The sequence below is a fragment of the Streptomyces sp. NPDC093591 genome, assembly GCF_044764885.1.
Lineage (GTDB): Bacteria > Actinomycetota > Actinomycetes > Streptomycetales > Streptomycetaceae > Streptomyces.
In genome coordinates this window covers 195,281-209,031 of the sequence record NZ_JBIWIY010000003.1, presented here as the reverse complement: position 1 = coordinate 209,031, position 13,751 = coordinate 195,281, and the positions used below count along the sequence as shown (strand labels likewise).

Below are 13,751 nucleotides of genomic sequence, written 5' to 3'. Positions count from 1 at the left end.
TCCGCGCCAGATGCGTCACAACGGTGGTTGTCGCGATGTCGGGCTACGACGCGATGTCGGGTTACGAGAAGAGCCGCCGCCAGGTCTCCGGCCCCGGATAGCCGTCCGCCGCGCCGCCCCGCCAGCCCTGGGCACGCTGGAACGCCTCGACGCCGCGCCGGTCCGCCTCGCCCCAGCGCGGTCCCGGCCCGGTCTTGTAGTGCTTGCCGAACCCCTTCTTCACCAGCTGCTCCCCGAGCTGGGTGACGTACTTGTTGCTGACGCCCGGCCGGAACATCGCCCGGCCCGGATAGCCCGGCACCCCGTGCGACGCGGGTGACATGGGTGACGTGGATGACTGGGATGGCTTGGACGACTTGGCTGGCACCGTCGATGCGGGCGACCCGTGCGAGGCCGGCGACGCGGGGGCGCCGTGCCCGCCCAGCCACGTCGCCTGGATGTTCTTGCCCTTGCCCGTCACCAGCAGCGCCCAGGTCCGCGGCCCCGGGAACCCGTCCGCGTCCCGGCCCCGCCAGCCCTGCGCCAGCTGGAAGGCCCGCGTGGCCCTGCGGTCCGTGTCCGACCAACGCGGCCCCGGCCCGGCCGTGTAGTACCGGCCGGCGCCGCGCTCGACGAGCATGCGGCCCAGCTGGGTGACGTACTTGTTGTTGGCCCCGGGGCCGAAATACGCCCGCCCCGGGTAGGGCGCCTCACGCTTGGCGTCCTCCGGTTCGGCGCTGTCCGGCCGCCCGGTGCCCGGCGGATCACCGTCGGGCCGCCCACCGTGGGGCCGTCCACCGTCCGGACGTCCGCCGTCCGGACGCCCGGTGTCCGGTTTCCCGCCGGTCGCGCCGCCCACGAGTCCCTTGTACCGGTAGGCCAGATAGCGGTCGGAGTGGCTCCAGTAGGCGTACGGGGTGGCCTGTCGGCGGACCTGCGGGCGGGTCGCCTCGTAGGCGATGTAGTAGCTGTGCGTGTAGTCCGTCCAGCCGCCGAAAATAACGACGTGCGAGCCTTTCTCGGGGTCCGCCGGATTGTGGAACAGCAGAATGTCACCGGGCTGAAGGTCCTCCTTCGAGATTCGCACTCCGTACTGGTCGAGGCTGCCGGTCCATTCGTTGCCGGGCAGCTTCCAGGCCATCGAGACGAAGCCGGAGCAGTCCTGCCGGTATCCGTCCGACCAGTACTTGGACATGCTGTACGGCACCCGTGCGGCGACCCATTTCTTGGCCCGCCTGATGATCTCCGCGCGGCTCGTCGCGGGCGTCTCGACCACGCCGCCCGGCTTGGCCGGCCTGCCGCCCGGGCCGTGCAGCGGGGCCTTGCCACCTTGGGGGGTCGCGGGCTCGTCACCTGCGGGAACGCTCGGGCGGTCGGGGGCGTGGGGGGCGGCGAGGGCCGGGGCGGTGTGACCGACGGCGAGGGTGGCGGAGGCGGCTGCGGCGAGAATCAGCGTCCGGTGCGCGGCAGGGTGGCGGCCGGTCGTGGAATGCGGCAGAACGCGTCGCCAGTGAACGCATCCGGGGCAGTCGCAGTCACTCGCCGGATCGAATTCCTCGAATACCGGAGTCCGAGCCTCCATGCGATTCCCCTCACACTCCAGTTGGAAATGTCCGCGGCTGTACACCCCGTCAGTTTCTCAACTGTCTTCGGGACTCGCATGTTGACGGTCCGAATGGTTTACGACCGCCCCGGCCGCCCTCCGCCACCCCCGCCCGGTGGTCCGGGGCACCCCCGGAGGTCATGTAGAGTTAACGCCGTCAGCACGCGCCGCTAGCTCAGTTGGTTAGAGCAGCTGACTCTTAATCAGCGGGTCCGGGGTTCGAGTCCCTGGCGGCGCACAGACAGTGAAGGCCTCTCGCAACCGCGGGGGGCCTTCGCCTTTGAAACAGGCCGCCCCAGGCCCCGCACCGGCGGCTGGGGGTCCGGGGGTTACCCCCCGGGGAATGCAGCATCAGCGGGTCCGGGGTTCGAGTCCCTGGCGGCGCACCGACAGAGACAGCCCCTCGTGCAAGCGAGGGGCTCTTCTCGTGTTTGGCCGGATACCCTCTGGCCATGGCAGCGCGAGACCTCCAGGAGCGGATCAAGAAGCTCATCATCGATCGCCGGCTGCCCTCCGGGGCCCCGCTGCCGACGGAGCCCGAGCTGATGGCGCACCTCGGCGCCAGCCGGAACTCCGTGCGTGAGGCGCTCAAGGGGCTGCAGGCGATGGGCATCGTGGAGATCCGGCACGGGTTCGGGACCTACGTCGGCACGATGTCGCTGGCGCCGATGATCGAGGGCCTCGCCTTCCGTACGGTCGCCGGGCACTATCGGGGCGAGGACACCCTGCTCCAGCTGGTGCAGCTGCGGGAGGCCGTGGAGACGGGGCTGGTGTCGCGGCTCGCGGGGCGGGTGCCGGACGCCGATCTCGTTGAACTGGACGCACTGGTCGACCGTATGGAAGAGCAGGCGGCGCATGGCGGTGACGGCATCGCCGAGACCGACCGGGCGTTTCACGCCACTCTCTACCGAGGGCTGGACAACGCGCTGCTGGGCGAGGTCATGGAGGCGTTCTGGGACGCCTTCCACCGTGTCCACACCGACCTCGGGGGCGCGCCCCAGGATCCCCTGGTCACCTGCCGGCAGCACCGGGAGATCGTGGACGCGGTGCGGTCGGGCGATGCGATACGGGCGGAGGAGGCCATAAGGGACCACTTCGGCAACATCCGCGCCCGCGTATCCACAACGGGTACACAACACCCCCACAGGTGCCACAATGAGCGCGTATGACCGGTAAACACCTCGTTTCGCATCTTGCGATCATGTGGAACGACGTAGAACCCTGGTGATTGGTTTTTCAAGATGCTGCGGATACGCGGCAGTTGGGGGGCAAGGAGCCGGTTGTCGGTTTTCGCCCGGGGCATAGGGGGCCCCGTTCATGACCGCATGCCGAGGGGGGCATGATGCAACCGGAAGGTCGCTGTTCCATGTCTATGGTGGAGAAGATGTGGTGACTGCGGCCCACCACTGATACGCCTGTGCAAGGTCGAGGGGGACCGGAGCAGTCGTAAAGGAACCGACAGACACGCGGTGACCTGCGTGTGGGGGGATGACTCATGACGTCGACGCCGACGGGCGCCCGGCAGAACTACGACCCGTCTCAAACAACTCAGCTCAGGGTGCCTTCGCAGACTCGGACCGGCGCGTTCCGCCGGATCAAGAAGACGCTGCCGAAGTACGACTACGAGCACTACAGCCGACTGGCAGGTCCCCTCACCCAGCCCGACCCGAACAAGCCGTACCGGGTCCAGTACCGCTCGCTGATATCGCAGGAGCCGCACCGGATCAGGGTCGCCCTGATGCTGGCGGCCGCTCCGCTGCTCTCGCTGGTCCTGCTGTTCTGGCTGCTGCAGCCCGAGCACTGGACCGAGCGCGACTATCCCGCCTACGACTTCCTGCCGGCGCTCGACGTCGTGATGCTCGTCTCGATCGGCCTGATCGAGTTCTTCCGCTGCATGAACGTGCTGTCCAACGCGCACGCCACGCTGGTCGCCCGCGACCCGATCCCGGTGGTGCCGGAGACCGGCACGAGAGTGGCCTTCCTCACCTCCTTCGTGCCCGGCAAGGAGCCGCTGGAGATGGTGACGAAGACCCTGGAGGCGGCCGTCAAGCTGCGCCACCGGGGTCTGATGCACGTCTGGCTGCTGGACGAGGGCGACGACCCGGAGGTCAAGGAGGTGTGCGCGCGGCTCGGCGTGCACCACTTCTCCCGCAAGGGCATCGCCAAGTGGAACCAGGCCAAGGGCCCGCACCGCGCCAAGACCAAGCACGGCAACTACAACGCCTGGCTCGACGCGCACGGCGACGACTACGACTTCTTCGCCTCGGTCGACACCGACCACGTGCCGCTGCCCAACTACCTGGAGCGGATGCTCGGCTTCTTCCGCGACCCGAACGTCGGCTTCGTCATCGGCCCGCAGGTGTACGGCAACTACGACAACTTCGTCACCAAGGCCGCCGAGTCCCAGCAGTTCCTCTTCCACGCCCTCATCCAGCGCGCCGGCAACAAGTACGGCGCCCCGATGTTCGTGGGTACGTCGAACGCCGTACGCATCAAGGCGCTCAAGCAGATCGGCGGCCTGTACGACTCGATCACCGAGGACATGGCGACCGGTTTCGAGATCCACCGCCACAAGAACCCGGCGACGGGGAAGAAGTGGCGCTCGGTCTACACGCCGGACGTGCTCGCCGTCGGTGAGGGGCCGAGCGCCTGGACGGACTTCTTCACCCAGCAGATGCGCTGGTCGCGAGGGACGTACGAGACGATCCTCAAGCAGTACTGGAAGGGCTGGTACTCGCTGCCGCCGAGCAAGCTCTTCAACTACACGATGATGATCATCTTCTACCCGATGTCCGCCCTCAACTGGATCCTGGCCGCGCTGAGCTGTGCGCTGTTCCTGGGCCTGGGCGCCTCGGGTGTGAACATCGACCCGACGATCTGGCTGATGCTCTACGGCAACGCCTCCGCGCTCCAGATCGGCCTGTACGTCTGGAACCGCCGCCACAACGTCTCGCCGCACGAGCCCGAGGGCTCCGGCGGCGTGGCCGGCATGGTGATGTCCGCGCTGTCGGCGCCGCTGTACGCGAAGGCGCTGATCGACTCCGCCCTGCGGCGCAAGAGCAAGTTCGTGGTGACCCCGAAGGGCGATTCGGCCAGCCCCGACCGGTGGTTCGGGACCTTCCGCTACCACTGGTACTTCATCGCGATCTTCGGCGCGTCCATCGCCGCCGGGTTCGTGTACGGGCACGCGCACCCCGCGATGATCACTTGGGCCACGTTCGCCATGCTGATCACCGCGACGCCGATCTTCGCCTGGCGGTACATGCTGCGGCAGGAGAAGAAGAAGCCCGCGGCGACCGTTCCGGCCCAGCCGGCCCCGGCTCAGCCCGCCCCGGCCCAGACCGCGGTGTACCAGCCGGAGCCGCAACCGCTGCCCGCGCAGCACGCTTCCCATGCCCCGCATGCGGCGCACGCGCCGCAGCACAAGCCGAGTTGGGCCGCCTCGGGCAGTAGTGGTAACGATCAGACGATGCAGATCGCCCTTGGTGGACTTGGGGGACGTAAGGAATGAACGACCGTGCAGGCCGCCGCCGCGCCCGTCGACTCGCGATAGGTACGGCGGTGGTACTCGCGCTGGCCGGAATGAACGGGCCGTGGCTGTACCGCGTCGGCACCGAGAAATACCACCAGTACCAAATCAACAAGCCCGAGTACAAAGCCGAGAACGGCAAGTGGGAGATCGTCGACTTCCCGGAGGAGTACCGCCAGAACACCATCCACGCGGCGCTCCTGCACACCGGCAAGGTGCTGCTGATCGCGGGCTCGGGCAACAACCAGGACAACTTCGACGCGAAGAAGTACGACACCCGGATCTGGGACCCGGTCAAGGGCACGATCAAGAAGGTGCCGACGCCGAACGACCTGTTCTGCACGGGCCACACCCAGCTGGCCAACGGCAACCTGCTGATCGCGGGCGGAACGAAGCGGTACGAGAAGCTCAAGGGTGACGTCACCAAGGCCGGCGGCCTGATGATCGTCCACAACGAGAACCCGGACCGGCCGATCACGCTGCCCGCGGGGACCAAGTTCACCGGCAAGGAGAACGGCAAGACGTTCGTCTCCAAGGACCCGGTGCTGGTGCCGCGCGCGAAGAAGGTCTTCGACAAGGCGACCGGCAAGTTCCTGCGCAACGACCCCGGTCTCGGCCGGATCTACGTCGAGGCACAGAAGAAGGGCAGACAGTACGAGACCGGCACCCAGGACAACTACCGCGTCCAGGGCCTGAGCGGTGCCGACGCGCGCAACACGTACGGCATCGCGCAGAAGCTCGCCCTGGACAAGAAGGACTTCCAGGGCATCCGGGACGCCTACGAGTTCGACCCGGTGGCCGAGAAGTACATCAAGGTCGACCCGATGAAGGAGGCCCGCTGGTACCCGACGCTCACCACCCTGAGCGACGGGAAGATCCTCAGCGTCTCCGGCCTCGACGACATCGGCCAGCTGGTGCCGGGCAAGAACGAGGTGTACGACCCGAAGACCAAGAAGTGGGCGTACACGGCGAAGGTCCGGCAGTTCCCGACGTACCCGGCGCTGTTCCCGCTGGAGAACGGCAAGATCTTCTACTCGGGTTCGAACGCGGGCTACGGTCCTGACGACGTGGGCCGCGACCCCGGCATCTGGGACGTCGACACCAACAAGTTCACCAAGCTGCCCGGGCTGAGCGACCCCAAGCTGCTGGAGACGTCGGGCACGGTGCTGCTGCCGCCGGCGCAGGACGAGAAGTACATGGTGATCGGCGGCGGTGGCGTCGGCGAGTCGAGGGAGTCCAGCGAGAAGACGCGGCTCATCGATCTCAAGGCCGACAGCCCGAAGTTCGTGGACGGGCCGTCGCTGGAGAAGGGCACGCGGTATCCGCAGGCGTCGGTGCTGCCCGACGACACCGTGCTGGTGTCGGGCGGTTCCGAGGACTACCGGGGGCGCGGCGACTCCAACATCCTCCAGGCGCGGATCTACCACCCGGACACGAACACCCTCGACCAGGTCGCCGACCCACTCGTGGGCCGCAACTACCACTCGGGGTCGATCCTGCTGCCCGACGGCCGCGTGATGTTCTTCGGCTCGGACTCGCTGTACGCCGACGCGGCCAACACCAAGCCGGGCAAGTTCGAGCAGCGGATCGAGATCTACACGCCGCCGTACCTCTACCGGGACGCGCAGCCGTCGCTGTCGGGCGGGCCGCAGACCATCCGGCGCGGCGGGACGGGCACGTTCACCTCGCAGCACGCCTCGTCCATCCAGAACGTACGGCTGATCCGGCCGAGCGCGTCGACGCACGTCACGGACGTGGATCAGCGGTCGGTGGCGTTGGACTTCAAGAAGTCCGGGGACAAGATCACGGTGACCGTGCCGAAGAATCGGAACCTGGTTCCGTCGGGGTGGTACATGGTGTTCGTGACGGATGATCAGGGGACGCCGAGCAAGGCGCAGTGGGTCAAGGTGCCCTAGCCGACACGCTCTTGGGGGCGCCCTCCGTGACGGAGGGCGCCCCCAAGGCGTGTACAGGTTGTCAGGCCGCCAGGGCCTACTTGCTGGCCTTCGCGAGGCTCAGGGCGTACTCCGCCCACCACTCGCCAGCCTTCGGACCGCCCTTGCACTCGCCGTCCGACTCGCCCGGGCGCTTGACCCACACGTACGCGTCGACCAGTGGGTCCGCCGTCTTGGTCGTCGGCGTCTCCCCCAGCGCGCGGCCCGGCGGGTTGCACCAGCGCTCGTCCGGGTTGCCGCCGGTGTAGGGGCCGTTGCCGTTGCGGCTGGTGTCGATCACGAAGGGCTTGTTGCCCACCTTGGCGGAGAGCTCCTTGCCGTACGCGATCGAGTCCTGGGTCGTGTAGAAGTTGGAGACGTTGACCGAGAAGCCGTCGGCCTGGTCGATGCCCGCCCGCTTCAGGGGCTCGAAGATCTGGTCGGGATGGCCCCAGCCGGCGTTGCCCGCGTCCAGGTAGACCTTGGTGTTCTTCAGCGCCTTGAGCTTGGCGACGGCGCCGCTGAGGAGGTCGTAGCGCTCCTCGTGGTACTCCTGCGCCGTGCAGTTGTCCACCATGTGCAGCACCGCGTCCGGCTCCAGGATCACCGTCGCCGGGCGGTCGCCGATGCCCTTGGCGACGCTGTCGACGAACGCCCGGTAGGCGTTGCCGTCGGCGGCGCCGCCCTCCGAGAACTGGCCGCAGTCGCGGTGCGGGATGTTGTAGAGGACGAGCAGCGCCGTCCGGTCCGCCTTGTCGGCGGCCTCGGTGAAGCCGCGCGCCTGCTCCTCCGGGCTCTCCGGGCTGATCCACTCGCCCGTCGGGTGCTCCGCTATCTTGCGGATCTGCTCGGCGTCCTCCTTCTTGCCGGCCTTCTCGAAGGCCGCCACCTGTTCTGCCGCGTTGCCGTCCGGGTTCACCCAGAACGGATCGGTCTCCTTGGGCTGTTGGCTTATCCCGGCGCCGGCGTTGTCCTCCGGCTCGTCGCCGTCCCCGGAGGACGAACAGCCCGCGATCAGCAGTGCCGCCCCCAGCACCACCGCGGACGTCCGCGCGCGAGCGCCCCTCCAGGCCCCCCTCTTCAGGTACATCCAGCTCCCCCTCGGGTGCACTGTTCCAAGGCTCAATCCTGACATACGTGTCGTGGGGCCCACGAGGTCGCCGGGCCTTGTCGGGGAGCTGTTACAGCCACGGTCCGGGGAGCTGTTACAGCCGCTGCGGCGGCTCCGATGAGCGGGGTAGGGCGCGCCCGCACAGGGCGGCGCCAACAGGGGCACAGGCGAAGGGGAGTGTGCGGTCATGCACCAGTCCACCCGGGAGATCCGGCTGGCAGAGGCGTTGGTGGAGTCGGCGGACACCCTCAGGGACGGCTTCGAGGCCGTGCGCCACTTACAGGGCGTCGCCGACCACTGTGTGCGGTTACTGGCCGCGCGAGCCGCCGGGTTCATGCTGATCGGCGAGGGCCGGGCGGTGTCGCTGGCGGTGAGCGGCGCGCATCGGGAGGTCGCGACGGAACTGCTCCAGGCCCAGCGCGACGCCGGGCCCTGCCTGGACAGCTACGGCTCCGGCCGGCCGGTGCCTCCGGTCTCGATCAGGGCGGCCCGGGAGACCGCCCGCTGGCCGGAGTTCACCGAGCGGGCCCTCGTCCACGACATCGCCGCCACCTACGCGGTCCCCCTGCGCCGTCGGCACCAACTGCTCGGCGCCCTCAACGTGTTCGTGCCCGACCTCCCCGCGGAGGGCGACGACGGTACGGCGCTGCGGCTGGCCCAGCTCTTCGCCGACTGCGCGGCCCTCGGGCTGCAGAACAACACGGCGTACGTCCAATGCCGCACCGCCGCCGACCAGTTGCAGCGGGCACTGTCGAGCAGGGTGCGCATCGAGCAGGCCAAGGGCATGCTCGCCGAGCGCTGGAACACCGCGGCCGACCGCGCGTTCGTGGCGATGCGGCAGTACGCGCGCCGCCATCGGCTGCCCCTGGACGGGGTCGCGCAGGCGGTCATCGACCGGGTCGCGGACGACGCCGCGCTGCGCCGGGAAGCGGAGGGGGCCGACGGCGAGGGACGTGCGTAGTACCCCCTCGGCCGTCCTCTAGGCCCCGCTCGTCATCCGTTCTACAGTCTTCTCCGGACGACCCCAGCCCCCGGTCGGACAAGTCCCCACTCCGGTCACACAAAGCCTCCCGCGCCGGTCGCCGGGTTACTCCCGCAGCCCGTGCGCCCGCGGTCGAGGACCGGCCCGGTCGGCGGCTTCGGGGGGAGCGGGTCGTCGACCGGGCCAGGTGCGCCCCGGGTCGCTCACAGCCCCGTGCCGGTGAGGTACGCCGAGACGATCACGTTCGCCGTGCAGCCGCGGGCCGCCGGGTCGAAGGTGCCGCCGCAGGTGATCAGGCGCAGTTCGGCCCGCCCGGAGCGGTGGGCGCCGTAGGCCTGCCGGGCGTCGAAGCGGTCGCGGGCGACGATCTGGACGTCGTCCACGGTGAACTCGGCGAGCGTGCCGTCGTCGCGGAGCACCCGCACCGTCGCGCCCGGCTTCAGCGCGCTGATCCGGTGGAAGACGGCGGGCCGGGTGTCGGTGCCGGCATGCCCCACCATCAGCGCGGCGCCGGGGGCCCCCGGTTTCACCCCGGCCGCGTGCCAACCGACGGCATGGGCCTGCTCGTAGGGCGGCGGATCGAGGGCGCCCTGCCGGGCGGGTCCCCGGGCGACGACCGGTGCCCGCACATCGAGGCCCGGTATGTCGAGGCGCTGCGGGAGCGCGTCCCCCAACGGCCGTGCGGCGGACGGCAGTTCCACCTTCGGCGGCCGTCCGACGGCCGCGACGTCGCCCGACACCGGCGCGGACGTGCCCTGCTGTATGTCGCCGGCCTCCCGTCCCCACAGCCACAGCCCGAGCAGCAGCACGACCCAGGCCACGCCCATGAGGAGGCGGCCGCCGTAGGCGGGGCGTTCGTGGTCGGCCATGGTCAGCGGGGCTCGCGTCTGCGGCGGGCGCTGCGCAGCGCCACGGCGGTGGCGGCGACGCCCGCGAGGACCAGCCCGGTCACGGTGTGCGCCGTGCCGGGGCCGGCCGCGCGGGCGTCCACGGCGGCGGCGTGTGCGGTGCCGCCGCCGTCGGCGGGGACGGGGGCCGCGGGCCGCGCACCCTGCCCTACGACGGTGACGGCGCCCGTGCGGGAGGTGCCCCCGCAGGCGACCCTCACGTCGTACGTGCCCTCCGTGAGCGTGGCACGGATGCGGCTCCCGCCGACGAGGGTGCCGTCCGCCGCGGCGGTGAGGCGGGCGTCGGCGGCGAACGCGGTGGAGACGGCCGTGGCCGTCTGCCGGGCGCATCCGCTCAGCCGCAGCGCGATGTCGCCGCCGGGGCGGGGGGACGACGGACTGACCGAGACTCCCCCGTCCGCCGCGTAGGCCGCCGGGGTGACGGCGACCGCGCCCAGGGCGGCGATCGCACAGAGAGTGACCCGCAGTGATCCCATCGTGAACCTCCAGATATCTGGAGACTCCCCCCGGGGCACCCGCCCCGCATCCTCAGTGGGGCCGGACTGCTCCGTACGGGTCGTGTTCCGGGCCGGCCGCCACGCGGCGGAGCCGCTGTCGGCCGCGGTCAGATGCGGTCGACGAGGTCCGCGATCGAGTCCACGACCTTGGACGGCCGGTACGGGAAGTTCTCGATCTGCGCGGGCCGGGTCAGGCCGGTGAGCACCAGGAACGTCTGCATCCCGGCCTCCATGCCGGCCAGTACGTCGGTGTCCATACGGTCGCCGATCATGGCGCTGGTCTCGGAGTGGGCGCCGATGGCGTTCAGCCCGGTGCGCATCATCAGCGGGTTCGGCTTGCCCGCGAAGTACGGGCGCTTGCCGGTCGCCTTGGTGATCAGCGCGGCCACCGCGCCGGTCGCCGGGAGCGGGCCCTCGGTGGAGGGGCCGGTCTCGTCGGGGTTGGTGCAGATGAAACGGGCGCCGTCGTTGATGAGACGGACCGCCTTGGTCATGGCCTCGAAGGAGTAGGTGCGGGTCTCGCCGAGGACGACGTAGTCCGGCTCGTGGTCGGTGAGGATGTAGCCGATGTCGTGCAGCGCGGTGGTCAGGCCCGCCTCGCCGATGACGTACGCCGAGCCGCCCGGACGCTGGTCGTCGAGGAACTGGGCGGTGGCCAGCGCCGAGGTCCAGATGTTCTCGATCGGCACGTCCAGGCCCATGCGGTTCAGCCGGGCGTGCAGGTCGCGCGGGGTGTACATCGAGTTGTTGGTGAGGACGAGGAAGGGCTTGCCGGACTCACGCAGCTTCTTGATGAAGGCGTCGGCGCCGGGGATCGGTACACCCTCGTGGATGAGCACACCGTCCATGTCGGTGAGCCATGACTCGATGGGCTTGCGGTCTGGCATGTTCGCGCTCTCCTGCCGTACGTGCTGCGTGAGCCCCACCCTAAGCACAGGCCCGATCTTCAGGGAACGGTCAGTTTCCAGTGGCTTCCTACCGTTCACCGGGAAGTCCGGCTCAGCGGCGCCGCCGGGCGAACAGCAGCGCGGCGCCGGCCAGGAGCATGGCCGCGGTGGCGGTGAGGGTGGCGCCGCTGGGTGAGGGGAGGCCGGTGCGGGCGAGTTCGTCGGCGAGGGTGAGCTGGTTGCGGGCGGTGCCGGGGGTTGCCGAGGGGCCCGGGGAGGCGGAGGCGGCGGGGTCGGCCGAGGCGTCCCGGCCGGCCGGGTCGGCCGCGTCGGTGAGGTCGGCTTCGATGGTGAAGCGGTAGTCGTTGGACTGGCCGACCCAGTCGCCGTCGCGGTCGTGGCGCTGCACGACGGCCGCGTTGGCGGTGACCTCGTTCGGTACGGCGTCCGAGGTGATGGCGAGCCGGACCTTCACGGAGATGGTCCTGCCGGGCCCGACGGTGAAGCCGGGGAAGCCGCGTGAGCCGCCGAAGGCGCCGAAGGCGCCGACGAGTTCGTCCTCGTCGGTGGTCTCGAAGCGGACGGGGTGGGGGCGGGTGCCCTCCGGGCTGCCGTTGGGGCTTCCATCCGGGCTGCCGTAGAACTCCAGGCGGGGCTGGGACGGCTTGAGGGCTCGCTTGCCGTCGACGAGGACGACGACGGGGTGGATGCCGGTGCAGGTGCGGTCGGTCGTGTTGGTGAGGTCCAGGTACCAGGTGCCGAATCCGCCGCCGGCCGCGTAGGAGGCGGGACCGCCGTGGAGGCGGGTGGTGAGGGGGAAGGCCCCGTCTTCCGTGGCGCAGCTGGGGAGCGCGGCGAGGGGTTCCGCGCGCACCGGGGGCGCTGCGGCGAGGAGGGCGGCTGCTGCGAGGCAGAAGGGAACGGGTGAGTGCAGTCGCATAAACACATGACCATGGCGGGTGGGGGCGGCTCCCGGACGGTGCCATTCCGTACGGCCCCGCAAGTCCCCTCGATCAGCGCAGGGCGAGCCGTACCCGGCCATGAGCGCCCGGCGATCAGGGTACGGCGATCGGCGCGGCGGCCTCCGTCGGTGCACCCCGGCGCCCCTCACCCCTCGGCCCGCCCGAACAGCGGCGCCAGCAGCAGCTGAGCCGCCCCCTCGGCGACGTCCCGCCCCCCGCCGGAGGCGACCCGCACCGGTACCGCGTCCCCGCCCGCGCGCCGGGCGCGTTCGTCGAGGACGGCGGCGACTCCGCGTACGAAGGTCTCAGGGGAGGCGGCGACGGTGCGGCCGCCCAGCAGGACGAGGTCGACGTCGAGCAGGGCGACCAGGTTGCCGGCCGCGGTACCGAGCACACGGGCCGCCTCGGCCGTCTCGCCCCGCGCCACGGCGGCCAGGCACAGCGCCTCGACGCAGCCACGGTTGCCGCACCCGCAGGGCGGCCCGTCCAGCTGGACGACCTGGTGCCCGAACTCCCCGGCTCCCGTACGGGTGCCCCGGTGCACCACACCCCCGATGACGAGTCCGCCGCCGAGCCCCGCGCCGAAGTGCAGATAGGCGAAGGACGCGAAGGCCCCGGCCGCTCCCCCGACCGCGAGCCCGAGGGCGGCGGCGTTGGTGTCCTTGTCGACGAGGACCGGCAGTGAGAGGCGCCGCGCGAGCACGTCCCGCAGCGGGAAGCCGTTCCACTCCGGGAACCCGGTGACCCGGTGCAGCACACCGCGCCGATGGTCGAGCGGCCCGGGCAGCGCGACGCCGACCCCGAGCACGGCACCCGGCGGCCGGCTACTCCCGTCCGCCAGTCCCTCCACCTCACGCACCGCCCGCTCGACGACCGTGTCCGCACCGGCCCCCAGATCCAGCGGGGCCCGGCGCTCAGCCACCACGGCCCCCGTCAGATCACAGAGCACGGCCGTCAGCTCGTCCCGGTCCAGATGCAGCCCCACCGCATGCCCGGCACCCGGCACCAGCCGCAGCACCGTACGCGGCTTGCCTCCCGTGGACGCCCGGCGTCCCGCTTCCGCCGCGAGCCCGTCCTCCCGCAGCCGGGCGGTGATCTTGCTGACCGCCTGCGGGGTGAGGCCGGTGCGCTCGGCGAGTTCGAGCCGGCTGATGCCCTCGGGACCGGCCGTGCGCAGCAGGTCGAGCACGAGCGCGGCGTTGTGACTGCGCAGGGCGCCGAGCCGCATCGAATGGCGGCCCTGCCGCGCGGCGCCGCCGCTCGTGTCGTCTGCCGCCCCGCCGTCGGAACCGCCCTTCGTCCTGTTCACGCCGCCCATTGTCCCCGGCGCTTGCACTTTGGCAACAGCGTTGCGAAAGT

The 13,751-nt window shown here is 70.6% G+C and carries 11 protein-coding genes and 1 tRNA gene; 5 read left to right on the top strand and 7 right to left on the bottom strand.

The window, feature by feature from the left end:
- Positions 1-61 precede the first annotated feature (61 nt).
- Positions 62-1,561, bottom strand: coding sequence for a peptidoglycan-binding protein (locus ACIREI_RS07585; RefSeq protein ID WP_403328497.1), 1,500 nt, complete (start codon positions 1,559-1,561; stop codon positions 62-64).
- A 185-nt stretch (positions 1,562-1,746) separates the two neighbouring features.
- Between ACIREI_RS07585 and ACIREI_RS07580 the strand changes: the two genes are divergently transcribed.
- The 4 genes from ACIREI_RS07580 (at position 1,747) to ACIREI_RS07565 (ending at position 7,027) form a co-directional block, all read left to right on the top strand.
- Positions 1,747-1,820, top strand: a tRNA-Lys gene (locus ACIREI_RS07580).
- 214 nt (positions 1,821-2,034) lie between these two features.
- Positions 2,035-2,751 (top strand): FadR/GntR family transcriptional regulator, encoded by a 717-nt coding sequence (locus ACIREI_RS07575; protein ID WP_403328494.1) that lies wholly within the window; start codon positions 2,035-2,037, stop codon positions 2,749-2,751.
- 326 nt (positions 2,752-3,077) lie between these two features.
- Positions 3,078-5,093 carry a glycosyltransferase family 2 protein gene (locus ACIREI_RS07570; protein ID WP_403328491.1) on the top strand — a complete coding sequence of 672 codons (2,016 nt, stop codon included), beginning with the start codon at positions 3,078-3,080 and terminating at the stop codon, positions 5,091-5,093.
- Positions 5,090-7,027, top strand: a complete 1,938-nt coding sequence (locus tag ACIREI_RS07565) for a galactose oxidase-like domain-containing protein (protein ID WP_403328488.1) — start codon at positions 5,090-5,092, stop codon at positions 7,025-7,027. Before ACIREI_RS07570 ends, ACIREI_RS07565 begins: the two co-directional genes overlap by 4 nt.
- A gap of 76 nt (positions 7,028-7,103) precedes the next feature.
- Here the strand turns inward: ACIREI_RS07565 and ACIREI_RS07560 are convergent, their stop codons facing one another.
- Entirely contained in the window at positions 7,104-8,135 is a 1,032-nt protein-coding gene (locus ACIREI_RS07560; RefSeq protein ID WP_403328485.1) for a glycoside hydrolase family 6 protein, read from the bottom strand.
- Positions 8,136-8,343: 208 nt separating this feature from the next.
- Between ACIREI_RS07560 and ACIREI_RS07555 the strand changes: the two genes are divergently transcribed.
- Positions 8,344-9,117 (top strand): ANTAR domain-containing protein, encoded by a 774-nt coding sequence (locus tag ACIREI_RS07555; protein ID WP_403328484.1) that lies wholly within the window; start codon positions 8,344-8,346, stop codon positions 9,115-9,117.
- Between the two features lie 224 nt (positions 9,118-9,341).
- Here ACIREI_RS07555 and ACIREI_RS07550 read toward each other — a convergent pair whose 3' ends face one another.
- From ACIREI_RS07550 to ACIREI_RS07530, 5 genes are all read right to left on the bottom strand, one after another.
- Positions 9,342-10,007 carry a class F sortase gene (locus ACIREI_RS07550; RefSeq protein ID WP_403328481.1) on the bottom strand — a complete coding sequence of 222 codons (666 nt, stop codon included), beginning with the start codon at positions 10,005-10,007 and terminating at the stop codon, positions 9,342-9,344.
- Between the two features lie 2 nt (positions 10,008-10,009).
- The gene (locus ACIREI_RS07545) at positions 10,010-10,522 is read right to left on the bottom strand and encodes a hypothetical protein (protein ID WP_403328478.1); all 513 of its coding nucleotides are present in this window, start codon (positions 10,520-10,522) and stop codon (positions 10,010-10,012) included.
- A gap of 128 nt (positions 10,523-10,650) precedes the next feature.
- Positions 10,651-11,430, bottom strand: a complete 780-nt coding sequence (locus ACIREI_RS07540) for an HAD-IIA family hydrolase (protein ID WP_403328476.1) — start codon at positions 11,428-11,430, stop codon at positions 10,651-10,653.
- A 112-nt stretch (positions 11,431-11,542) separates the two neighbouring features.
- Positions 11,543-12,376, bottom strand: coding sequence for a hypothetical protein (locus tag ACIREI_RS07535; RefSeq protein ID WP_403328473.1), 834 nt, complete (start codon positions 12,374-12,376; stop codon positions 11,543-11,545).
- Positions 12,377-12,537: 161 nt separating this feature from the next.
- Positions 12,538-13,710: an ROK family protein gene (locus ACIREI_RS07530; RefSeq protein ID WP_403328470.1), complete on the bottom strand. Its 1,173-nt coding sequence runs from the start codon at positions 13,708-13,710 to the stop codon at positions 12,538-12,540.
- Positions 13,711-13,751: the final 41 nt, after the last annotated feature.